Annotated in this window: 22 protein-coding genes and 2 pseudogenes; 9 read left to right on the top strand and 15 right to left on the bottom strand. The window is 37.8% G+C overall.

Features of this window, described 5'->3' with window-relative positions; genetic code table 11:
* Positions 1-39 precede the first annotated feature (39 nt).
* Entirely contained in the window at positions 40-1,848 is a 1,809-nt protein-coding gene (locus B1NLA3E_RS03070) for a glycosyl hydrolase family 18 protein (RefSeq protein WP_015592399.1), read from the bottom strand.
* A 430-nt stretch (positions 1,849-2,278) separates the two neighbouring features.
* On the opposite strand from B1NLA3E_RS03070, the gene B1NLA3E_RS03065 reads away from it, so the two are divergent.
* The 6 genes from B1NLA3E_RS03065 (at position 2,279) to B1NLA3E_RS03040 (ending at position 7,571) form a co-directional block, all read left to right on the top strand.
* The gene (locus B1NLA3E_RS03065; protein ID WP_015592398.1) at positions 2,279-2,629 is read left to right on the top strand and encodes an ASCH domain-containing protein; all 351 of its coding nucleotides are present in this window, start codon (positions 2,279-2,281) and stop codon (positions 2,627-2,629) included.
* Positions 2,630-2,962: 333 nt separating this feature from the next.
* The gene (atpB, locus tag B1NLA3E_RS03060; protein WP_015592397.1) at positions 2,963-3,706 is read left to right on the top strand and encodes a F0F1 ATP synthase subunit A; all 744 of its coding nucleotides are present in this window, start codon (positions 2,963-2,965) and stop codon (positions 3,704-3,706) included.
* A 14-nt stretch (positions 3,707-3,720) separates the two neighbouring features.
* Positions 3,721-4,101 (top strand): F0F1 ATP synthase subunit B family protein, encoded by a 381-nt coding sequence (locus B1NLA3E_RS03055; RefSeq protein WP_015592396.1) that lies wholly within the window; start codon positions 3,721-3,723, stop codon positions 4,099-4,101.
* Positions 4,098-5,066, top strand: a complete 969-nt coding sequence (locus tag B1NLA3E_RS03050) for a DUF3939 domain-containing protein (protein WP_015592395.1) — start codon at positions 4,098-4,100, stop codon at positions 5,064-5,066. The genes B1NLA3E_RS03055 and B1NLA3E_RS03050 overlap by 4 nt, the downstream gene beginning before the upstream one ends.
* 227 nt (positions 5,067-5,293) lie before the next feature.
* Complete coding sequence (locus B1NLA3E_RS03045; RefSeq protein ID WP_015592394.1) at positions 5,294-5,701, top strand: ATP-binding protein; 408 nt, start codon at positions 5,294-5,296, stop codon at positions 5,699-5,701.
* On the top strand, positions 5,694-7,571 hold the full coding sequence (locus tag B1NLA3E_RS03040) for an ATP-binding protein (protein ID WP_015592393.1): 1,878 nt from the start codon (positions 5,694-5,696) through the stop codon (positions 7,569-7,571). The genes B1NLA3E_RS03045 and B1NLA3E_RS03040 overlap by 8 nt, the downstream gene beginning before the upstream one ends.
* Before the next feature lie 109 nt (positions 7,572-7,680).
* On the opposite strand, the gene B1NLA3E_RS03035 is transcribed toward B1NLA3E_RS03040, so the two are convergent.
* The 6 genes and pseudogenes from B1NLA3E_RS03035 to bioD all read right to left on the bottom strand — a co-directional run bounded on the left by B1NLA3E_RS03035 (position 7,681) and on the right by bioD (position 13,757).
* Positions 7,681-9,093 carry a sensor histidine kinase gene (locus B1NLA3E_RS03035; protein ID WP_041580252.1) on the bottom strand — a complete coding sequence of 471 codons (1,413 nt, stop codon included), beginning with the start codon at positions 9,091-9,093 and terminating at the stop codon, positions 7,681-7,683.
* Positions 9,094-9,150: 57 nt separating this feature from the next.
* Positions 9,151-9,849, bottom strand: a complete 699-nt coding sequence (locus B1NLA3E_RS03030) for a response regulator transcription factor (protein WP_041580251.1) — start codon at positions 9,847-9,849, stop codon at positions 9,151-9,153.
* Positions 9,850-10,509: 660 nt separating this feature from the next.
* Positions 10,510-10,660, bottom strand: a pseudogene (locus B1NLA3E_RS23535) (transposase); the annotation flags it as partial.
* A gap of 408 nt (positions 10,661-11,068) precedes the next feature.
* Positions 11,069-11,362: pseudogene (locus tag B1NLA3E_RS03025) on the bottom strand (transposase); the annotation flags it as partial.
* 342 nt (positions 11,363-11,704) lie between these two features.
* Positions 11,705-13,045, bottom strand: a complete 1,341-nt coding sequence (gene bioA / locus B1NLA3E_RS03020; protein ID WP_015592389.1) for an adenosylmethionine--8-amino-7-oxononanoate transaminase — start codon at positions 13,043-13,045, stop codon at positions 11,705-11,707.
* A complete protein-coding gene (gene bioD, locus B1NLA3E_RS03015; RefSeq protein ID WP_015592388.1) occupies positions 13,017-13,757 on the bottom strand; it encodes a dethiobiotin synthase in 741 nt (246 codons plus the stop codon). Before bioD ends, bioA begins: the two co-directional genes overlap by 29 nt.
* Positions 13,758-13,869: 112 nt before the next feature.
* Here bioD and B1NLA3E_RS03010 point away from each other — a divergent pair, with 112 nt between their 5' ends.
* A complete protein-coding gene (locus tag B1NLA3E_RS03010; RefSeq protein WP_015592387.1) occupies positions 13,870-14,451 on the top strand; it encodes a biotin transporter BioY in 582 nt (193 codons plus the stop codon).
* A gap of 83 nt (positions 14,452-14,534) precedes the next feature.
* Here B1NLA3E_RS03010 and B1NLA3E_RS03005 read toward each other — a convergent pair whose 3' ends face one another.
* From B1NLA3E_RS03005 to B1NLA3E_RS02980, 7 genes are all read right to left on the bottom strand, one after another.
* Positions 14,535-15,911, bottom strand: a complete 1,377-nt coding sequence (locus tag B1NLA3E_RS03005) for a sensor histidine kinase (protein ID WP_015592386.1) — start codon at positions 15,909-15,911, stop codon at positions 14,535-14,537.
* Positions 15,908-16,606, bottom strand: coding sequence for a response regulator transcription factor (locus tag B1NLA3E_RS03000; protein WP_015592385.1), 699 nt, complete (start codon positions 16,604-16,606; stop codon positions 15,908-15,910). The genes B1NLA3E_RS03005 and B1NLA3E_RS03000 overlap by 4 nt, the downstream gene beginning before the upstream one ends.
* 188 nt (positions 16,607-16,794) lie before the next feature.
* Positions 16,795-17,367 (bottom strand): hypothetical protein, encoded by a 573-nt coding sequence (locus tag B1NLA3E_RS02995; protein ID WP_015592384.1) that lies wholly within the window; start codon positions 17,365-17,367, stop codon positions 16,795-16,797.
* 395 nt (positions 17,368-17,762) lie between these two features.
* Positions 17,763-18,482, bottom strand: coding sequence for a YebC/PmpR family DNA-binding transcriptional regulator (locus B1NLA3E_RS02990; RefSeq protein WP_015592383.1), 720 nt, complete (start codon positions 18,480-18,482; stop codon positions 17,763-17,765).
* A 205-nt stretch (positions 18,483-18,687) separates the two neighbouring features.
* Positions 18,688-18,864, bottom strand: coding sequence for a DUF3934 family protein (locus tag B1NLA3E_RS23530; protein ID WP_083935043.1), 177 nt, complete (start codon positions 18,862-18,864; stop codon positions 18,688-18,690).
* 104 nt (positions 18,865-18,968) lie between these two features.
* Complete coding sequence (locus tag B1NLA3E_RS02985) at positions 18,969-19,748, bottom strand: TPM domain-containing protein (protein ID WP_015592382.1); 780 nt, start codon at positions 19,746-19,748, stop codon at positions 18,969-18,971.
* The gene (locus B1NLA3E_RS02980; RefSeq protein ID WP_015592381.1) at positions 19,748-20,323 is read right to left on the bottom strand and encodes a LemA family protein; all 576 of its coding nucleotides are present in this window, start codon (positions 20,321-20,323) and stop codon (positions 19,748-19,750) included. The genes B1NLA3E_RS02985 and B1NLA3E_RS02980 overlap by 1 nt, the downstream gene beginning before the upstream one ends.
* A 335-nt stretch (positions 20,324-20,658) precedes the next feature.
* Between B1NLA3E_RS02980 and B1NLA3E_RS02975 the strand changes: the two genes are divergently transcribed.
* Entirely contained in the window at positions 20,659-21,702 is a 1,044-nt protein-coding gene (locus B1NLA3E_RS02975) for a UvrB/UvrC motif-containing protein (protein ID WP_236619601.1), read from the top strand.
* Between the two features lie 286 nt (positions 21,703-21,988).
* Here the strand turns inward: B1NLA3E_RS02975 and B1NLA3E_RS02970 are convergent, their stop codons facing one another.
* Positions 21,989-22,312 carry a nitrous oxide-stimulated promoter family protein gene (locus B1NLA3E_RS02970; RefSeq protein ID WP_015592379.1) on the bottom strand — a complete coding sequence of 108 codons (324 nt, stop codon included), beginning with the start codon at positions 22,310-22,312 and terminating at the stop codon, positions 21,989-21,991.
* Positions 22,313-23,034: 722 nt separating this feature from the next.
* Here B1NLA3E_RS02970 and B1NLA3E_RS02965 point away from each other — a divergent pair.
* The gene (locus B1NLA3E_RS02965; protein ID WP_015592378.1) at positions 23,035-23,949 is read left to right on the top strand and encodes a hypothetical protein; all 915 of its coding nucleotides are present in this window, start codon (positions 23,035-23,037) and stop codon (positions 23,947-23,949) included.
* The last annotated feature ends 110 nt before the right edge of the window (positions 23,950-24,059 follow it).

The following is a 24,059-nucleotide window of genomic DNA, read 5'->3' as shown; positions in this document are numbered from 1 at the left end:
AAAGGAGAGTGCATCAGCAACTCTCCTTTCTTCGTTGACTTATCTCAAGTCATTATAAATCTTACTCACTAACACTTTATTTGGATCTTGGCTTAATTCCCACATCATGGCTCCACCCAAACCTGTAGTTTTAATATAAGAGGTTTTATAACCAATAGATTCTCCATCATCATAGCTGATAAATTGTGAACCATTAAACAACCAAGGTACTTTGGAGTCTGGCTCCCAATAACGAATAAATCCATTCTTATTAACGTAATTTGCCTCAAGTTCTGCATAACTAATAGCTGAACCTGCACCTGTAAAAGTCTGGTATAAACCATTATTCACATTGGTAACTTGATTGTAGGATCTCCCGTAGAATGGTATCCCCATTATGATCTTATTTTTTGGCACACCGTTATTAAGAAAGGTTTGGACTGCATCTTGTACACTCCACTCCGAATAAAATCCGGTATCAGGGTCCATATACAACTGAGCATTCATTCCAGTAATTAAATCCCAAGATCCGTGGATATCATAAGTCATCAGTTGAACATAATCTATATAGGAAGAAAGCAAGTTCAATTCAGTATTCGCTGCATAGCCTTTTCCAGCACCACCTGCGATGGTTAAAAGATACTTTTTCCCATCCTTAGCACTTTGAGCATCCAAAGTTTCCCTTATCTTCTTTAATAATAGCGTGAAATTTTGTTTATCCTCTGGCCGGTTGATATTCCCTATTCGCCCTCCAACAACTGGGTATTCCCAATCTATATCAATTCCGTCAAAACCATATTTTAGAATAAACTGCAGACAACTTTCAGCAAATATTGTTCTAGATTGTTCAGTAAGTGCTACATCAGAAAACTTATCTGACCAAGTCCAGCCGCCAACAGAAATTAATGTTTTTAGTTGAGGATATTGTTGTTTTAATTTGGTTAATTGATAAAAATTCCCTTTATAAGGCTGATCCGACGTATCTCCTGGAAATGATTTCTCTACATCCACCCAGGAATCTCCCAATGCGATTTGTCCATCAGAAGAGATATTGGCAAATGCATAATTCAAATGAGTAAGCTTACTTGCATCAATATCCGTTACCTGAAAATTTGAATAGGCAGACCAGCCTGTGTAATAACCTACTGTCTTATACTCAGTTTGTACTGGTGTGATTGTATTTTTCACAATAACTGTTCTTGAAACTTGTGCCACTTGATTTGAGGTATCATAAACGACTGCTTTAACTATTTGCTCCCCATCAGGGACCCATGGATCAGTAGCCCAATTAACATTATATGGAGCAGCAGTTAGGGTGCGAATTAAATAGCCCCCGTTATTGCTATAGAACTCCACCTTACTTATTCCTTTATCATCAAGAGGATTAACAGATAAGGTAACTGTTCCACTTATTGTTTTCCCATCAACCGCAATGGGTGAAACCATTAACTCACCTACCTGTGGTGGTAGATCAATCATGAGCTTATTTGTAGTCACTTTTATTGTATTACTTGCATTTGATAGATTCCCTTTTGCATCTCTAGCCGTTATATAAAAGCTATAGGTTGTATTTGAGACTAGATTCTTGACTACATATTGAGTTGAAGAAACTGTCCCTATTAATCTATTATCTTGATACACATCATAACTAGTAACCGCTACATTATCCGTAGAGGAATTCCAACCTAAAGATATTGTCGTTTCTGTTACTCCAGTTGCAAGTAGATTTGTTGGAGCAGTAGGCGCTGTTTTATCAACCTTCGCAGCCTCAACGATCCTAAAACTTGTAAAGCAACTAATAAATAATAGAAATATAGTGGAAAGAATAAATAGTCTTTTAGATGAATGTTTCCCCTTGAAGCTCTGCATTCTGCCATTTCCTTCCTCTCAGTTTAAAATTTATATCTAATCTATCTTATATACATTTTAATATGGAAAAGCCGTGAGAAGTAGCGGTAAAAAGTAGCATTACATGATCTTAAAAAGAAGGCTATTTTAAAGCTCAATGTTGATTGGAGTGGAAGGCGCGAGACTCCTGCTGGAGCAGCGGGACAGGTGAGACCCCGCAGGAGCTTTAGCAACGAGGAGGCTCACCGCCCGCCCCGCGGAAAGCGAAGCGCCTGGAACGGAAATCAACATTCTAATTTAACAGAGACAAAAAGAAAATCTAATAAAGCTTTTACACTTGAATCCAACGTATATTTTTAAATTGAATGCATAGCCAGGTATTGAAAATTTTGGTCTTAGTTTGAAATATGTTACATTAATAACGTGAAAACAGATAAAAGGAGGCTTTTCAATGACTGCTGATAAAGAAACCAATGCACTGCCGCCAAAAACATGTACGATTGATCGACTTGTAACAGTATCTGAAGATGTTAACAAAGTAATGGAAGGCCGGAAAACAGCCACACGCCGGAATGGCAGATATGCAGATGTTGGAGAAATTATGATTTTGAAGGATAAAAAATTCATCGTCGAACGAGTGTATTCTCAGTCTCTTGGTCAATTAACTGATGAGCATGCTCGCCAAGAAGGATTTGAAACGGTAGAAGAATATAAAAATAAGATTTTATCCTTTCATCCAGGAATGCCTTGGCTCCCCAAAATGAGAGTGTGGGTCCACGAATTCAGTCCTGTATCTGAGTAACTATTTTTTTTATATACTATTTTGAAGGCAAAACCAGTAAGCTCTGGTTGTTGCCTTCTTTAACATGAGCGTTTTTATAGAACCCCAACCTCCCCTTTAGACTGGGATTTTAATTGTTATTATCAGGTCGGGTAATCTATATCGACTATTTCAATAGTAATTAAAATAATATTCAGAATTTTTTATTTTTCGACACATTCGTATCATCACTTTGATTAAATGTTTTGTATAATAAAGGTATAAATATAGTAAAATTTACCCAAACATACATACTCTCCTACATCCTCCCCACCGCTTTCTGGAAGTAACCAATAACAGGAAGAAGGTATTTATATGCACTCCACTCGACCTCTTGTGCAATTGTTTGGAATGACATTCGATCTGTCAATAATCCTGAGTAGCACCATCGCGGCATTGGTTGTGCTTATTTTTGTTTATTATTGCACAAGGCACATCACAGATAAAAAACCAGGAAAACTGCAAAATTTTATGGAATGGATTATCGACTTTGTAAAAAATATCATGGAAAATTCCATTGGGATTAAAGACAATTTTTTTATCCTCTCAGTAGGTGTAGGGCTTCTTCTCTATCTTTTAATCGCAAACATTATGGGAATCCCATTTTCCATCATTGCTGGAGAAAACCATGCTACCTGGTGGAAATCCCCGACCTCAGACGCCCATGTCACACTGACACTAGCGATCATGATGATTGTTTACACCCATTATATTGACATTCGTCTGCACGGATTTAAGGGGTATTTGCTTAGTTTCTTTAAGCCCTTCAAAGCCCTCTTTTTAATTAATATTCTTGAGCAATTTGCGTCCACGCTTACCCTTGGGCTTCGGCTGTTCGGAAACATTTATGCAGGGGAAATAATGCTTGGTATTCTTGCCGGAGCAGTGACACATGGATTTGACGGGGGTGTGTTTACTGGTATTGGTGCAAGTCTACTTACTGCAGGTCCTATGATTATATGGCAGGCATTTTGCTTATTCATCGGTGGAATCCAGGCATACATTTTTGTAACACTTTTCATGGTTTATGTTGGTCAAAGAGTAAATGAAGCGGTATAAAGGGGATATGAAAAATGGGGGATTTTGAAATTTTTGGTATGCCTGTTTCAATTGGAACAATGGTTTACCAAGCTATTTTGTTTACGATTCTAATTTTCATTCTTAAGAAGAAGTTTCTTGGTAAACTAGTTGAGGCATTGGAGCGTAGGAGAGAAACGATTGGAAATGAACTCCAGCTAGCTGATACCTATAAACAGGATGCAGAGAACAATATGATTCGACAACGAGAAATGACTGAAAAAGCAACACGGGAGGCTAGAGAGATTATAGAAAAAGGGCGACAGGAGGCTGCCCAAATTGTTAAGGACGCCCGAAAAGATGCTTTGATGATCCGTACCCAAGCATACGATGACGGTAGACCTAAGAATGTACGCGGGGTGCGTGGTGCCTCATGAAAAGCACCTATTTAAAAGAACATGGTAAAGTAATAGAAATGGTAGAGCTGGAAGAAGAACAAAAGTGGTTTAATATCAAATATGTAAGAGGGAATTTCCGTAAGACAGCATACGTAATAAAACATGATCAGGAAACTACAAATAATTATATTGAAAACTTTCTCAAAGACTGCCATGCTTCAGAGGAAATTATAAGTGACCTAAAAAACCCCTTAAAAAAGGGAAGCAAAGGGATTGAAACAAGCTTACAAGAGTTCGTGAACTTTTTAGTAAAAACATCATCAATTCACATCATGGGCGGAATAGCACTAGGATTATCCATCTTTGGAGGTTACCAATTAGGAGCAAAAATGGACGAGAATCTTCATAATTATCCATCTTATACCGTTATCGGTTTGCTCTGCGGACTTGTCGTTGGTTGTCTAATAGGTTATGTAATGATGTATAAATATCTTGGAATCCTTTCAAAGAAAGGAAAGCCAAAAATAAAAACACAAGATAATAGAAAAAATTCAGAGGAAGCTGTTGAATGGCCTATCATTGAATCTACACTCTATGATGTCCGTTATGCGGTACGCCAATTTTCTGATGACCTACCAAAAGGAATTAACAGAACTATCCTTGTAAAAGAGGATAACAGCATTAACTTTGATCGGCTCGCTCCCTACCTTCATGGGATACCAAGCAAACCATTTTATATGTCAAAAGAGACGTTTGATATTTTTGAGGAAAAGGACAAAAACATTCCTCCTATCATCGACAAGGTACAAAAGGCAGTTAATTTATTTTATAAAAAGAATAATGCATATCCAGCAATGCCTTATGATTCACTTCACAGGGTGAATTACTTCCAGCTTTTGCAAGACCATTATCTTGATGAAATGCCTGGTATCGAACTATATATTACCGAATATCATGGACTCCTTACCCATTTAAAACCACAGAAAAAAAGTGTTGGTGGGTAATAAAGAATAGGATAAATATTAAAGCTGCTACCGCTCATTCCCGGTAGCAGCTTTTTGAATATTACTAGGAAAATTTATTGTAGGATAGTTAATCATCTAAAAGCCTATATTATAATAGGAATTTTCAATATTTTTAAAATAATTCACCATTTCTCTGAATAAGTGTGATAAAATACACTGTGGAAATATACTCATTTTTACATTTTTGAAAGGAATAGGGGACAAATTTGTACAGGATTGTTATTGAACGAGAAGATGATGTTTATATGGCGAGTTCAATTGGTAAAAGAGTTGCTGACGAATGCGGCTTGAATAAGAGCCAACAAACCAAATTAGTAGTATCCATAATGGAACTAACCCGCAATATTGTCTTTTACGCTGGCAAAGGCGAGCTTTTTATTAAGCCAGACCCCTCCTATGGTATAGAAATAATCGCAATTGACCAAGGTCCAGGCATTCCGAACCTTGAGCAAGTTTTAAATAATACTGTCCCTTCTAAAACAGGATTAGGATTGGGGTTGTCAGGAGTGAAACGATTAATGGATGTATTTGAAATCACAAGTACCGTTAACCTGGGTACTAAGGTTAGAGCAGTCAAATGGCTCAAAGAGGGGCAGGGGAATTACTATGATTAAATCTCCCGCTAACCAAGAGATCTCATATGGTTTAATTGAACTCAATCCCGATGCAATGATTCTAAGTGCTAACAATGAAGGTAAAAGACTTTTAAACTCAGATGAAACTGAAAGTAACAATTTATTTCATCAAGTTAAAAACAATGAAATTAAGACAAAGCTACATGAATGTTTCATGGGTAAATCCAGCTCGTTCATTTTGACTTTCGATACACAACCATACTTTTTCTTATTCCACCGAACATTCAAAGATCAAAAGCTAGATAAAATCCATGTATATATGTTAAATATCAATTATTTGCAAACATCTCATGACCATAATAACTGGAATAACCACTTATTATCATCCATAGGAGAAATGGCTGCTGGTATTGCACATGAAGTCCGAAATCCCTTGACTGCTGTGAAAGGATTTCTACAATTAATGGAACAAACCTACAATCAAGAATATTCTCAAATTGCCCAAAGTGAATTGGACCGAGCCATTCATATTCTAAATGATCTAATGAGTGTCTCCAAACCGGAATTCGCTCAGGAAAAACAAATATCTTTCAATGTATGTGCCGAAATAGAATCCATCTTACTTTTATTTCAAAACCAACTTTATGATATCAACCTAATAAAGAGATTTGATAATGAATGTGCCATGGTTGTCGGTAGAAAAGATCAAATTAAAAAAGCCTTGTTTAATTTAATTAAAAATGCAATTGAAGCGATGCCTAAAGGTGGAACTTTGTTCATTGAGCAAAATGAAGACCTCCATGAAATCCATCTAAACATTTCTGATTCTGGAATTGGTATTCCACAAGACAAAATTCGCCTACTTGGAACTCCTTTTTTTACTTTGAAACAGGATGGAAAAGGAATGGGACTTGCACAAGTCTATAATGCAATCCACGGCAATCACGGCAAGGTACGTGTAACAAGTGAAGAAGGAGAAGGTACCACTTTTTATCTTTCATTCTCTAAAACAATTCAACACTCTAACCAATTTATAGGAGGTCAATCTATGATACAAGTAATTGATTCAAAATTGGAGTTAACGGAATTTTTAAATAAAAATTTAGCGTTTTATACGGAAGAATGGGTTCAATACTTACACAAAAACAAAAGCTATATTACTTCATTAATGAGAGAAAATGGCGAGTTGGATGGATATGCTGAATTTGGAAATCCGATTATGAAACTCGTAGCTCAAAATATACTTGAAGTTAAAATAGAAGAGATAATGGATGTAGCAAAAGAAAGAGGAGTGAAAAGTGCTAAAACAGAGTTTCCAATTCATTTAGCCTGGGAGCTTTTCCAATCAACCCGTGGAATTATTTGGAATGCAATCAAAGCATTCTACATTGAATCCCAAAGTACGCTTGATACAGAGGAATTCTTCACGTTAGAGCGCAATGTAAACGACATCATTGATATATATATCGATTCTTATACTGCCTATTTCGTAAATTATAAAGAGGAATTGTTAAAAAGCCATCGGGAAACTGTAGATGAATTGTCAGTCCCTATCATTCCAATAGCTGAAAGAGTTTGTATTCTTCCAGTAGTTGGTAATGTAGATACGTATCGTGCCAAAAAAATCCGAGAAAAGACACTTATCCGAGTAAAAGAACTAAAAGCTCAAAAACTAATTATTGATATTTCCGGCGTCCCTTTTGTTGATACTGCCGTGGTCAACCACTTATTTAAAATAGTTAAAGGGATTAAATTATTAGGTTGCTCCACTATCCTTACAGGAATCAGTCCTGAAATTGCCGACACCATGATTGAACTAGGTATCGAAATTGATGATGATGTAAAAACAAGATCTGATCTACAACAAGCTTTGCAGGACATTTCAGAGTTTAGAATCGGGAAACAATAGGCGGAGCACTGTCACCGATAATCTACTAAAACATCAAGTCTTAGATGAATAGATTCAAATTTTTTTAAAACAACAAAAAGGCTCAGACCTATGACTGAGCCTATTTTTTTTAAGAACTACCGTTTACCTTGTTAAGTTCAAACCAAAATTTCGTGCCAACTTTTTCCTTGCTTTCAACTCCATAGGCAACCTGATGGGCCTCAAGTATCCCCTTTACAATTGCCAAGCCCAGTCCCGTTCCAGTTGGTCTTTTTTCACTTGTCTTTTCAGCCTTATAGTACCGATCCCATATATGTGGCAATTCCTCCTGGGTTATTCCCTTACCTGTATCAGAAATCTCAATTCTGACACTCTCATTTTCCTCTACTATCTTCAATGTAATGAATCCGCCTTTTGATGTATGATTGAACCCATTGTTAATTAGATTATAAAGTACCTGGGCAATTTTATTTTCGTCCGCTTTAACCAATGCTTTAACCGATCCTATTCTTACAATTCCTACACCCGTTTTTTCACTTAAAATATCATACCGCTTCATCGCGTCATCTATCAGTACATTTATTTTAAAACTAACTTTGTTTAACTTAGCATTCCCCGATTGTAGCTGAGAAAGGTTCATAATATCATCTACAATTCTACTTAACCGTTCTGTTTCCTCGATAATAACTCCTAGCTGTTTTTCCCTTTTTACAGGATCATTACCTGTTACGTCTTTAATCGTTTCAGCATATCCACGGATTAGACTTAGCGGCGTTCGGAGTTCATGAGATACATTGGCAATGAGATCTTTCCTAAGTTGCTCTATTTTAGACAGCTGTTCACCCATATTATTAATGGTTTCTGCTAAGGTCCCTATCTCGTCCTGCTTTTTTGTTTTAATTCTAGCCAAAAAGTCACCAGCTGCCATTTTTTCAGACACTTTTTTTATTTCTAAAATTGGGCTTGTAAAACTTCGCGAAATGAGAAAAGAAATAATCAAGGATGCAAATAGGAGTATACCAATGATATAAACGAGTTGCCCCTTCAAAATTTCTGTTGTATCCTTCATTGGAGCTAAAGGCGTGATGATGAGCATAACCTGTGATAATTCCCCCGAAATTCTTATTGGTAACCCAATTAACATAAATTTGTTACCAAAACGGGGATGTGTCACAGGAACATCAACCTCTTTGTCGGTTAAAATTTCCTGAATAACCCCATTCCTAGCATTACTATCAATCATAGGCATTTTTCCGGCAGAACTAGAAGACCCTGTAATATAAATGGAGTTCCCATTTTTATCGGCTAGTTCGGCATATATATTATTATTAAAAGCAAATTCCTCCAGTTTGCTTTCAAAAGCACTCTTTTCCCCTTTTTCTAGCAACTGATTAATGGTGATGACTTCTCTTTTAATATAAGATGTCCACATCCGGTTATAAAAATTTTCAAGAAAAACAATCTGAAATAACCACAGAAGCAGCAAAACTATCGCAACAAGTGCCATCATTCCTGCCCAAAGCTTAAAACGGATACTCTTCATTTTTTCCTCCATTAATTTTAACGAAACTATTCACTACTTTAGCTTCCTAAAAATGGGTCATTTATGGGATTTCCCCGCATCAAATTTGTAGCCAGTTCCCCAGACAGTTACAATAAATCTCCGATATTCTCTAATGCTATCACGGAGTGTCTTTATATGGGTATCAACCGTTCGATCATCTCCCTTATGATCAAGTCCCCAGATTGAATTCAATAGTTGCTCCCTTGTAAAAACTCTATTTGGATTCTGGACAAACAGACTCAGCAATTCAAACTCCTTAGGAGTGAGGTTAACAACATTCCCATCAACATAAACATTCCTCGATTTATATTCAATGACCAGGCCTTCAACCCTAACCGTTTCAAATTTTGTTTCACTCTCATTTGTTGCTGAACTTCTACGAATGATTGCTTTCATTCGGGCAAGAAGCTCTTTTGGACTGAAAGGTTTGACAATATAATCGTCAATACCCAACTCAAAACCAAAGAGTTTATCATACTCTTCTCCCCTAGCCGTCAGCATAATGATAGGAACCTGTGATGTTTTTCTAATTTCCCGACATACAACCCACCCATCCATCTTGGGCATCATCACATCAAGAATGATTAAGGAATATTGATTCTGGCTAAACATTTCCAATGCTTCAATTCCATCGGAGGCCTCATCAATTTCGAATCCATCAGGGCTGGTATACTCCCTAATCATTTCTCTGATTCGATCTTCATCATCTACAATAAGAATTTTGACTTCTTCCATTTTAATCACCTACCTTTTTCTTTAGGCTCTGTTAAACTAGAATGTTGATTTCCGTTCCAGGCACTCGCTTTCCGCGGGGCGGGCGGTGAGCCTCCTCGGCGCTAAAGCGCCTGTGGGGTCTCACCTGTCCCGCTGCTCCCGCAGGAGTCTTCGCGCCTTCCACTCCAATCAACATTGTGCAAAAAATCAACATTGAGCTTTAACACAACCTTTACTACCTAGTATTCTATTTCAATGAATATTGGTCCCTAAAAATATTGTAAACTCTAAATGTTAAAAAAGTTTGAAAATAGTAAAATTTTGTAGAAAAATGAAAAATCCCATCTTTTTTTGAAAAGATTCCTACCTTTGTTCCGGTTAACGCAAACAAGGCCCAGGTACACTGAGCCTCAGATTGTCGAGAAAGTTTATTTTCTCGGCAATTTTCATTTTGTCAGAACATTGAATGCCGATTTTTAATATGAGATTGTCTATGCTAACGGACCTGTTGATTTCCGCTCCAGGTGCTTCGCTTTCCGCGGGGCGGGCGGTGAGTCTCCTCGTCGCTAAAGCTCCTGCGGGGTCTCACCTGTCCCGCTGCTCCCGCAGGAGTCTTCGCACCTTCCGCTCCAATCAACAGGGGGGAATCAAACTAAAGAATTACAACACACCATATCCAACCTAGCTAATGTGTTGCAATTTTTTTATGTTTTGACAGGCTACAGTAAGGAGAGCCTGTTCACTTACATTCTTCAATCCCCGTAACCGACAGTAGCGAAGCCCATGCAGCTCTTTTCTAGTCTGCGAAGCTTCGCTCAATTTTTTCCTTTCTAAAGGCTGGCTGTTTTCACAAAGATTGTTGTTTTTCGAACAAATTTAAATGTTTTTACCTAGGAACATCGAATTTGGGCACGACCTTCATTGGAATCACCAAAGCTGTCCGAATACCACTCTTTCGGACAACGCTTCGGATTTTTGGCATCATTGCAGCTCTTTAAGCCCATTTTCCCACGGGTGTCCTTGAATTCACCACTGCTGCCCGAAATCGCCGCTTAGTGAGAACATATAAGTTCAGAGAACAACAAAATTTACGAGAAGAGCCTTTCTAAATTTTTTTACGCATTTACTTACTCGAATTTCTTTAGTCTCTTTCACTTTCTCCTATTCTTTTAATGGCTTTTTTCCGTGTTTGATTCTATCCTCTTCTATTGCCTTGTTAAAGTCATCAGAATATTCCCGAGTCCGTGAATTTCAAACCTAAAAACCAGCGATAGGCGCCGTTTGTTCTTATTTCCCTTTCTAATTGACGTTCAGAACGAATTCCATAAAGATAACCAATAAACATCATTTTAAAAAGAATAAGGGGATCAGTAGGAAGACCGTTATCATCACTATAATAAGGAAGGACCTTTTCAAGAAGAAACGAAAAACCGATATATTTTTCAATCAGGCGAAGAAGGTGATCGTTTGGGACTAATTCATCAATAAACACTAATCCATATTCACATTGGATAGACTCTTTTGGCTTAAACATTGATTTCTCCACTTATTTTTATTATTTATTGGTTGAGTTGAAGGTCAGTATTGGAACCACCCTGTTGATTGGAGTGGAAGGCGCGAAGACTCCTGCGGGAGTAGCGGGACAGGTGAGATCCCGCAGGAGCGTTAGCGACGAGGAAGCTTACCGCCCGCCCCGCGGAAAGCGAAGCGCCTGGAACGGAGATCAACAAACTTATTGAACAGCCTATTTATTAATAATATTATTACGAATTAACGCGGTTAATTACTAAAGTTTTTAGGTAAATAATAGACTGTCGAGAGTTTCTCGACAGCCTGAGGCCCAGGTAAACTGAGCCTTGTATTTTACCTTGAACTATTATTCTGTCGTTTTTATGATTGATTCCTTCATGATTCCGATCATTTTCCTTATCTGTTCCTCTGTGCTTGCAAGAGGCGGCATAAAGACGATTACGTCTCCGAGTGGTCTTGTGATCATTCCTTGTTTTCTCATTTCTAAGGTTGATTTATAACCTATCCGTTGTTGCCAAGGGAATGGTTCCTTCGTTTCTTTATCCTTAACCAGTTCAATTCCACACATTAAACCTGCTTGACGCACATCCCCAACATGTTTTAACAGTTTCAGTTGACTTAATTCTCTTTCAATTAAAACAGCCTTGTTTGCAGCGTTTTCTACGATGTTTTCTTGTTGATATATTTGTAGATTTGCTAAAGCAGCAGCACATCCTAGTTGATTTCCAGTATATGAGTGCCCATGAAAGAAAGTCTTATACTCCTCGTATTCCCCATAAAATGCTTCATAGACTTTTTCTGTTGTCAGTGTTGCCGCAATCGGAAGATAGCCTCCAGTAATCCCCTTTGCTATTGTCATGATGTCTGGTTGAACCCCCTCATGTTCCACAGCAAACATTTTCCCTGTACGCCCAAACCCTGTTGCGACTTCATCGACTATTAATAGAATATCAAACTCCCGACAAAGCTGTTCGACACCCTTCAAGTAACCTTTCGGCATGACATTCATACCACCTGCCCCTTGAATAATCGCTTCAAGTGTAATCCCTGCAATCTCCTTATGGCGTTCTTCAAAAATCCCCCGCAATGCTTCAAGTGCCCTATCGCGAATTTCTGCTTCACTATTGTAAGGACTGCGGTATATGAGAGGAAATGGTGCCTTTATGGAATCAAACATTAAGGAGCCGTAAACTCGGTGATAAAGGTCAATATCTCCTACACTTATTGCCCCAACCGTATCTCCGTGATATCCGTTATTAACGGTAACAAATTTTTTTTTATGTGTTTGACCGGTATTCTGCCAATATTGGTAAGCCATTTTTATCGCAATCTCTACGGATGTTGCACCGGAATCAGAATAAAATACTCGTTGGAGATTACTTGGAGAAATTTCAATCAGCTTTTCTGCTAGCTGAATGGCAGGTACATTAGCTGCCCCAAGCAGAGTTGAATGGGAAATTATATCAACCTGTTTTTTTATGGCATCATTTATTTCTTTTTTTCGGTGGCCATGAACGTTTAACCACAAAGAGGAACATCCATCTAGATATTCATTTCCATAAATATCTTTAAGGATAATTCCTTCTCCACTTTCAATTATTAATGGATCGCGCTCATAATCAGTCATTTGAGTAAATGGAAGCCATAAATGTTTTTTACTACTTTCGAGAAGTGCTTGTTGATTCATTTCCTTCAATCTCCTTTAAGTTTTCAAACTGTTGTGAAGCTAAAAACCTGTCTAGTAATCTATCATTTTTAATCAGTTCCTCTACATTTTTCAAGCAAGGGATCATTCCAATAATTGGAACGTTGGTAAGATGTTCAATCATTCTTTTGTTATCTTGTTCAATTGAAGAGTCACCATCTGTTACCTGATTTAGGATAATACCTGCAATTGGTATTCCAGCATTCCTCATAGCCATGACTGAGAGAACTGTATGATTGATTGTCCCCAACCCTGCTCGCGCAACAAGAACAGCTGGGATAGATAATGCCTTAATTAAATCAATCATGCAGTAACCATTATCCTGAAGAGGAACGATTAACCCACCAGCTCCTTCGACTAAAACCATGTCATATTTTTGTTCTAGTAATCTAAAATGCTGGATGATTTTCGAAGATAAAATATTTACCCCTTCTTCTCTAGATGCTAGATGTGGAGAGCTTGGCATTTTCAAAAGATATGTATTGGCTTCCTCTTCATTCAATTTTGGAAATGCTAGCTGATAAAGTTGGATATCTGGTGCCACTAGCTTTCCACCATCTTCTACTGCTCCACTTTGTATAGGCTTATATGGTATTACATGTTTTCCTTGTTTTTGGAAGTATGCCGCTAGCAAAGTGGTAACTATCGTCTTCCCTACATCCGTATCTGTTCCCGTGATGAAGAAACTACTCATCAAACCCCTCCCTAAAAATTAATGTTAACTATATTTACAAATAAGTTAACATATGTAAGAATATTAATCAATGACTTACAAATTTTCAAATATTTTACTCAGGAGGATCGATATGGTGAATTCGAAAACAAAAGATATAGTACTCTGTGGTTTATTTGTAGCTCTTATGGGTGTTGGTGCAAACGTTACTTCTTTTTTAACGATAGGAGGTGTTCCAATCACCCTTCAGCTTATGTTCGCTGTTTTGGCTGGTGGAATCCTCGGTAGTCGGTTGGGCGTTTTTGCCATGATAAGTTACATCTTTGTGGGACTTGTGGGTGCCCCTGTTTTTGCTCAGTTTAAAGGAGGTCCTAGTCATCTTCTTAGCCCAACCTTTGGCTTTATATTATCGTTTATTGCTGTAGCTTTTGTTTCAGGGAAATTAATTGGTGACCATAGAAAAGTAGCACGGAAAAATTACATAAATGTAGGAATCTTAAGCATATTATGCAATTACATTATTGGAACAAACTTAATGTATGTTGCGTTTAAAATTTGGGCAGATGCTCCTGATAGTTTCAGTTATACAATGGCCTGGGGATGGATGCTGGCCTATTTACCGCTTGATATTGTTGTGATAATTGTATCCTTAGGAATATTGCCTAAACTTCGAACTGCATTAAGGAGACACATTTCATCGAACGCAAATGCCTAGGTAGGATAAACCCTCTTGGAATTTTATTTACTATTTCCCTAAAAAAAAATCCAAATTACCTGTAATAGAACAGGCAGCTTGGATTATTTTTTGGGGAGTATGATTGAAAACGCCGTCCCTTTGCTTACTTCACTTTCAACGGTAATGGATCCACCATGAGCTTCCACAAATCCTTTAGCAATGGATAGTCCTAGACCAGTACCACTATCATTGCGAGTACGCGATGGGTCCCTTTTATAAAAGCGCTCAAAAATAAATGGAATGGCATCTTCTGGTATTCCTGAACCAGTATCGGTTATTCTTACTAAAAATGAGTGGTCTTGTTCTTCTGTTGATATCTCCACCACACCTTGCTTAGGCGTATGGCGAAGCGCATTGCCAATAAGATTCACGATAACCTGTGTCATCCTGTCAGCATCAATTTCCACCAAACACTTTTCTGGAATCTTATCGTGTAAGAGTGAAATCTCTTTTTCATCAGCCAACCACTGCAAATGAATACATATCCGATCAATAAATTGTTTAAAATCAACAGACTTTGTATGAAGAGGAAGTTTGCCAGCTTCAGCAAGACTCAATTGTTGTAGATCACTCACCAACCGGTTCAAACGATAAACTTCATCCGTGAGTTCAAGAACTATTTCTTCAGTCGGAGCGATTGCCCCCTCTTGAATAGACTCCAATTTTCCTTGAAGAATCGAAAGAGGGGTTCGTAACTCATGAGCTACATCAGCAACGAGTGCCTGTCTAATCTCTTCATTCCTTTCTAACTTCTGAGACATGTCATTGAACGCTTCCCCAAGATCGTGGAATTCATCTTTTGTCGAGATGATCACTTTATCCACCTTTTCTCTTCTAGCAACCTGTTTAATTCCGATTACTAGATTTCTCAAAGGTTGAGTTATTTTCCTAGCTATCCAAATACTGAACAAGACTGCCATTGCCGCTGCAACTAAACCACTAAACAAGATGGTTATATTGGACGAGTGTAAAAACTCCTCCTCTAGGTTTTGAAGTTTATGTTGCTGGACGACTAACGTCCCTACCTTGTCCCCTTTTACAAACAAATCCTGTGACTTCCCCTTTAAATCAGCTCCGGCTTCTCCTATTCTAGTACTAGCGGAGTCAGCAATGACCTTTCCATCTTTGTTTAAGAGGAGAAAGTCGAAATTATGCATAGACATATTCATGGACATCATCCCACGCATCATCATTCCGTTACCCGTTCCATTTGTAGAACTGGAATTGAAATAAATTTGCTGAACATTGTCCCATGAGCCAGTTTCATCATAATAAAGTTCTAAATTCTGTTCCAAACGACCCATAAACATGGCATTGTTTTCTTCTAGGTAGGTTTCGAAAGTAGACTGAATCCTTGTTTGTAAAAAAACTGACTGGGTTATTCCCATCAACAAAATAATGACACTAAATGCCATGATCAACTTTGTGTGAAGTTTCATTTTATGTCACCAAAACGATAACCAATTCCATATACCGTATGGATATATTTCGGATGAGTTGGATCTTTCTCCACTTTTTTCCTTAAATTACTTACATGAGTATCGATTGATCGCTCATAATTTAGGAATGCTTCCCCCATCACGCTGTTCATCAGTTGTAATCGGCTATATACACGGCCAGGTTTCTGAGATAGCATCACCAAAATTTTATATTCAGTTGGAGTTAGGCTCAATGTTTCATGATTTACCTTAACTTCATAACTGCTTAAATTGATTTCGATTTCACCCCTGGTAAGGATTTTATCCTGTTCGTCATTTTCATCCTCTGGTGAACTTCTTCTCAAAACTGCCCTCATACGCGCAGTTAGTTCACGCATGCTAAAGGGTTTAGTAATATAATCATCAGCCCCCATTTCTAGTCCAAGAAGCTTGTCTATTTCATCCGATTTTGCTGTTAACATAATGACTGGTATTTTTCTGTGTCCCCTTCGGATTTCACGTAAGGCTTGAAAGCCATCCATTTTCGGCATCATTACATCTAACAACACAAGATCAACTGGATGATTTTCAACCAATTGAACCGCAGAAATTCCATCCTCCGCTTCTACTGTTTCAAATCCTTCATTATTTAAATATGATTTAATCATATCTCTTATTTTTTTTTCATCATCAATAACCGCAATAACCTTACCCAAACTTCATCCCTCCTTACCATGTTCCTCTTTCACATTATATCAGGCAGTTCGCCGTTCCTGTTTTGGTAAATATGACTGCTTGGTTAAGTTCAAAGGGCTCGTTTTAAAAAACTCTGAAGCAAAGCTCCAGAGTTTTTAGCCATCTATAACATTATTACAACTTGCTTGGGTGATTCCAAATTACTATATTATAGATTTTCTGTATTGTTGGTGAAATGGCCACCCATCATTCCTCCACCTTGTCCGGTCATCGGGCCCACAGTATTACGCTCGATGGCTGTTTTCATCATAGCCTCCATGTTTTCCAACATATTATCCATCTGATCTTGGGTGATCTTTCCTTCTTTTTTGAGCTGTTCTAGTTCAGTTTTTCTTGATTGAATCATCTTAGCCACAAGATCTTCCGTTTTAACTCCTTTTTCCTTGGCAAGCTCGGCTATAGATTTCCCATCGTTTCGGGCTGACTGGAGCTCGTCCACTGTCATATTAAGAGCATCAGCAATGATATTAGACATAGAGCCCGAAAAATAGTTACCCATTCCCATTCCACTACCCATAGCATTTCCAGTCATAAGACATGTGTAATTCTCAGTTTTGTTCTGTGGAGTTTCTTTCTCATTAGATGTTTGGACAACAGCAAAATTTCCCACTCCGGTGGAGACGTTTGGTATCGCTGAGGGTACACCGATAGGGGCTAACACGGCTCCTATCGTAAAAGCTCCAGCAATGGCTCCACCAACTAAAATATATTTCCATTTCATTTGTTCCATCTCCTTTTTAAGAGTTACTATTTAACTTTCAACTTCATCTTATCGAACAAAATTCAAGAACTTTTCTTGAAAATGTCAAGATAATGTTAAGATTCTGGTATTCAAGTTGATTTCCGTTCCAGGCGCTTCGCGGACCTTAGGGGCGGGCGGTAAGCCTCCTCGTCGCTAAAGCTCCTGCGGGGTCTCACCTGTCCCGCTTTTCCCGCAGGAGTCTCGCGCCTTCCACTCCAATCAACATTGTGCAAAAAATCAACCTTTAACACAGCTTATTCAACAGAAAAAGCCCTCATGTGTCTAATTGACACCGAGGGCTTTCCAAAAAAATTATATATTATTTACGGATCTCATCACTTAACGGAGGCCGTCATAAGTCTCAGGTTAATCTATTAATCACCAAGGTCTACATTATGGTACACTTGTTGAACGTCTTCTAAGTCCTCTAACGCATCTATCATTTTTTCGAATTTTTCTTGTGCTTCTTCTGTTAGTGTTACTTCGTTTTGGGCAAGCATTGTTAGCTCAGCAACAGTAAATTCAGTTATCCCAACATTCTTGAATGCTCCTTGTACAGTATGGAATTGGTCCGGCTCGGCATAAACGATAACTGAGTCATCTTCTTCTATAATGTCACGTACATCTACATCTGCTTCCATTAATATTTCAAGCACTTCATCTGCTGTTTTACCTTCAACCCCGATAACAGCTGTTGCATCAAACATATAAGCAACAGATCCACTTACTCCCATGTTGCCACCATTTTTACCATATGCAGCGCGCACATCTGATGCGGTACGGTTCACGTTATTTGTCAGTGCATCAACAATTACCATAGACCCACTTGGTCCGAATCCTTCATAACGAAGTTCAACATAACTTTCTTCCGAACCACCTTTTGCTTTTTCAATCGCACGATCAATTATGTGTCTTGGTACATTGTAGGTTTTGGCACGTTCAAGGACGAATTTCAAAGCCTGATTTGATTCTGGATTTGGTTCACCTTGTCTTGCAGCGACATAAATTTCCACTCCAAATTTTGCATAGATACGACTCGTATTTGCATCCTTTGACGCCTTTTTTTCTTTAATATTGTTCCACTTACGGCCCATAAACTGAACACTCACTTTCAACTTTAATCTCTACCAAATAATTAATCATAGATATTATAACTCAATTACATAATTTGTTTAAAGTTGTTTTACTTTTTTATCATTTTCATCCACCAATTTGGTTACAAAACACAAAAAGCAATCCTTCTAAATCATAACGAAGGGCTGCATTGTGAATGAAAGGAAACAACCTTTTCAGCATAAGCTATATTTCTGATGTGTCGTCTTTACTATTGTTGGCTACCTTTGCATCGGCATTTTTAACACCTTTGCTTACATACGGTTTGGCACTTTTGGCTTTGTTGGCTCCAGCCTTCCAACGATTCCAGCCCTTCTTGCCTGTTCCTCTACCGGTTCCACTCTTAGCTTTGGCTTTACTCATATCATCACTCCATTATTATTGTTACATTAGCGAGCACTAGTTTTTTTAATTTTATCCATTTTACCTGTTTATTAACACAGCGGGTTGACCTCCGATGGGTGACCTTACCAACCTCGTCCTGCACCTCCGCCACCTGATGAGCCTCCTCCGCCTCCGCGAGAACCACCACCGCCTCGGCCTCCTCCTCCTCTTGATATTATGGAGAGGAGAAGATATGTGAGGGTTCCCCCAAAAAACTTAAAATCAAGAATTACTACAACAATAACTATAAGGATGATCAACCAAGTAGGAATGCCTATTCCTTTACTCTCAGCTGCCTTTTGTCCATTATCGCTAGTTGCCTGCTGACCACTATCAGTTGTCTGTAATCCTTCCTTGCCATATTCTTTTAGAACTTCATTAGCTAACACCCTATATGTTTCAACAATGGCTCTGTCCGGTTGTTTATTTTGCAAGAAAGGGATCGCATTTTCATCCAGTATCCGGCCTGTTTTTCCATCTGGAAGTCTACCTTCTAGCCCATACCCAACTTCAATCCTTACTTTGCGATCATTCAAAGCCAATACAAGCAAAACCCCATTGTTTTCCTTTTTGGTCCCGACTCCGTATTGTTGAAAAGCTTCATTCGAAAATTCCTCTATTGAGCGATCTCCTATTGTGTCGACGGTCAAGACCGCAACTTGTGCGGTTGTTTGATCTTCAATTGTTCGGCCTATATTTATTAATTCGGCTTTTTCCTGCTCATTTAAAACATTGGCAAAATCCTGTACATAAATATCTCCAACAGGAGCAGGAATCTTTATTTCCTCAGCAAAACCTTTTCCTCCAAATAGAAAAAAGGTAAATATAACTAAAAGAAAGCTAAAGACTCTTTTGGCTTTCATTATTGATTGCCTCCAAAATCAACCTCTGGTGGTACTGCCGCTTTAGGATCCGCTTTAAAATATTCCTTTTCATCGAATCCAGTCATTCTTGCTACAATTGCTCCTGGCATTCTTTTTACCTTTTTGTTATAAACCGCTACCTGGTCATTATAATCTTTTCGAGCCACTGAGATTCTATTTTCTGTCCCAGCAAGTTCATCCATTAACTGAGTAAACTGCTTATCCGCTTTAAGATCCGGATAGTTTTCTACTACTACGAGCAAACGGTTTAAAGCACTTGTTACTTCTGCGTTAGCTGTCGCTTCCTCTTTCGGAGTTTTTGCACCGGCAAGACTTGCACGAGCATCTGAAATCGAGGCGATCACTTCCTTTTCATGTGAAGCATATCCCTTAACTGTGTTTACTAGGTTGGGTATTAAATCAAGCCTTCTTTGAAGCTGATTTTCAATTTGGGCGTACGATTGATCGACATTTTCATTTAAATTGACAAAATTGTTATAACTGGACATCAGCATTACACCAATAATTACAATCACCGCAATAAAGATTCCAATTCCTAAAAAACCTTTTTTCATTTAAAACACGCACCTTTCTTTATAGAATATATCACTTAAAGCTGTTATTGACATAGTTATTCCAACATTAGCCTTTTGAGTATCACAATATCGTTAGATGAAACTGAATCTTAACAATATATATTGTGCCCAATCTAAACTTTTGGGCTTTACTAATAGCATAACCCTAATTTATCCGTATGAAAACTGCTTGAGTAAATCAAGTACGAAACTTTATGGCAACACTGATTTCTAGAAATTATGGTAGAATAGTAGGAATTCATGTGATGGGAGGAATTCATATTAATTTAAAAGATAAGGTTAAAAACCTTCCCTCCACTCCTGGGGTTTACTTAATGAAAGATTCACTTGGATGTATCATTTATGTCGGTAAATCAAAAAATCTAAAGAATAGAGTCCAATCCTACTTTCAAAATTCTAAATCCCATACCCAAAAGGTTAAAAAGCTGGTCCAAAACTTAAAGGACTTTGACTACATTCTTACAGACACAGAATTTGAAGCCTTTATGCTTGAATGCAAATTAATTAAAGAAATTAAGCCAACCTATAATAAAAAAATGAAAAGTCCTCAATCATATACCTATATTGTGATAAAGATGGATGAAGAATACCGAAAAATAGAATTGACCAATTGCACTATTGAAAATGACAACAATATTTATTTTGGTCCCTATTCAAGCAAAAGTTCTGTAGAAAAAATTTTACAAGGACTTAAAGAATTCTTAAAAATTAACTGCAGTAACCCTTCTAATAAGAAAGTAGCCTGTTTGAACTACTCCTTAGGTATGTGCATTGGCATGTGTTTGGGCGGCTCTGCAATCGAGCAATACAACGAGATTTTGGACAAAATCATCTCGTTACTGAATGGTACTGACAAAAGCATTCTTGAAGATTTGAAGGAAAGAATGCTTAATGCTTCCGAGAATTTTGATTTTGAAACTGCAGCAAAATATCGAGACCTAATCGAATCATTAAACTTCCTCTTAAATAGAGAAAAGGTGATCGCGTTCACAAAAGAGAATCATAATATCGCCATGATAGAACACCTAAGTGAGCACACGATCAAACTTTTCCTCATTAAAGGGAATAAAGTTCTATTTTGCGAAAAATTTGCCCTTGAAGCTATAAATTTTGAACTAATTAGATCTATGATTAGATCAAATATATTTATCTGTTTTAAAAATGCAGCGTTTCATTCTCCCCTAGAGATAAGCAGTGAGGACATTGATGAAGCGCAGATTATTTATAGCTATTTAAAGGGTAGTCCCAGCAATAACAGGACTATACCTGAGCACTGGCTGGACTCAGAAGATAACCCTAATCTAGTTGAAGAGATTGACAAACTATTGGACCCAGTTTATGAACTTCTTTCAAAATAAAAAACACCCGAAAGTTCGTGGTGTTTTTTATTGACTGTCTTCGTAAACTTTGTTGCTATTTACTAAAAGAGAAGTGTGGTTTATTTCCGCTCCAGGTGCTCGCTTTCCGCGGGGCGGGCGGTGAGCCTCCTCGTCGCTAAAGCTCCTGCGGGGTCTCACCTGTCCCGCTGCTCCCGCAGGAGTCGAGCACCTTCCGCTCCAATCAACTTCTTTATCAACGGTTTTCTAAAACCTATAAAAAAAACAACAATCTTTTAGAAAAGAGCATTTTTATTTTAATGCATTCTCATTTATTCAACAAATGTTTCACAGAATATATTGGGTGATACAGTAGCATCCATGGACCAGAAAAACGCATAACGGCTTTCATCTTTTGACGATAATCTGGTTTATAGCAGTGAACAGTGCAATTGGAGCAAGCCGTTTTCTCTTCACCAAAACGGCAAAGTGAAAGTCGTTTATATGCATAAGACTTTAGGTCCTGACATTGTTCACATAATTCATTACGTTGGTGTTTTTTTCGACAGTACAAATCTATCATTTTTGTAACCATTTCTTTTTCCTTCTGGATGACTGGACCGTTGTTGAGTTCTCTTTTTTGTGTGGTCATCGCCCGTAAACCCCACTTTCTATTAAGCTAGATTTACTTCAAAATATTTTACTATGTATAAGATATCACATTTGTCTCGCTTGCGATTGGACAAACAGAACATTTCCGCGACAATTTTTGTCACACTTAAATCCCCATTTTTCTTAAAGCCACTCATTATGATAACGGCCACCGATATGTACCAGGAATAACATAATATTTACCGATGAATGAAAGTGAATTTACAACCGAATGACAGGTTGGTTTTTACCAGATTGAATATTTCGTTTAAATTAAACCACCGTCTCGAAAAAATGAATACTTGTCTCGCCCTATTTGAACATGTATCTCGGATGAAAACAACCTCATACAATGAGATGACACTGATTATTCAGTGATCTTCAGCAAACGGGCCATATTCTTGAATAGCACTTGGTAGTTAATTTGGATATTTATTTTAAAAATAGAGATTGTGAAGGAGTGTACTTAAAGTAACGGGCAGATTAGTGGAGCCGACAAGGCAGTCATATGGTATTATATCGATATACATATCCAGTTATTCCCTAGTCAAAGGAATAGATATATGTATAAATACATAAGTAGAAAGTCAAAGTTGTCGTATTTTCCATATTCCAAATTAGATAACGGTATCCAGACAACTGCGACAATTAAAATAACGGAGAAAATAATTTGTTTTTGAATCATTAAATTATTTCTTTTAGGCAAAAAGGGAGGAAATGTAAATGGGTGTACCTGATAATTATATTGATTTAGGATTAAATGCTTTAGCACGTTCTGGGGAAAAAGGATGGTTTGAAGGGCATTTTGGTGCAGCCTTATTAGCCGCTTACTATTTAGACAAGGAAAATGATCTCCCTGATCATGTGAAAAGTGGATTAATTCAGAATTGTGAGCATTACATAGGGAAATATCCAGAATTGTTTGCTCCTTATTCAACCGATGAAGTTGCGGATCTCTGCCATATAGAGCACGTCTTGAAAGGAATTGAAGCAAATCTAGAGGGTCTTCGTTCATCTGGACACGGTGTAATCCTTGGTGTTTTAGGGTTAAAAGCCTTAAAGGATCGCCCCGATTTATGCAAAGTTAGCATTGCTAAAGGTGTTTATCAAACCATTATGCACGCTTCAAAAGACCGCCAAAACCGCTATTACGGAATCAAAGACTATACGGCTTTAAGTTTTGATGACATTTTCGGAATCTCTGCCTACAATTCTTTGTTCGACTTGATCGAAGTCTGTTTTGCAGAGTTAGAAATTGTAATCCCAGACCGAAAGGTGGAAGATGTATTCTATTTTTTTACAGGGGAGTTAGAACACGGCGTTACCTTTGCTCACGCTATCGTGGAATTGGAACAAATGGGTTATTCAGACCTATCAAAAAAAGGTTTTCAGCTCCATCGTCTGCAAATGCATTTAAATCGCCAACACCCAAATGAACTGCTATATGAAGCGGTTACACAGCCTTTTTTCACTGCTATTACAGACCAACGTTATTGGACGAAAATTTATAATGATCCCCATAGCATTAAAGTTCCTTATTCAGCGTTATCCCTTATTAAACATTTACCTGAAAACAAACGAGTAAAAGCAGAATATAATGTGTGCAAAATTCTATGTCAAAACAAAGCGGCGTTTTAAAGGGAGGAATTTCTATGAGAAGTTGGAACAAGCCCATTTGGTCCGTGTCATGAATATTGTTTAACCTGAATTTGCAAATGAGTTAGAAATAGAGAAGCAAAGAATATTGA

It is taken from the genome of Bacillus sp. 1NLA3E, from assembly GCF_000242895.2.
GTDB lineage: Bacteria > Bacillota > Bacilli > Bacillales > Cytobacillaceae > Bacillus_BU.
This window is presented reverse-complemented; position numbering and strand designations above follow the sequence as displayed.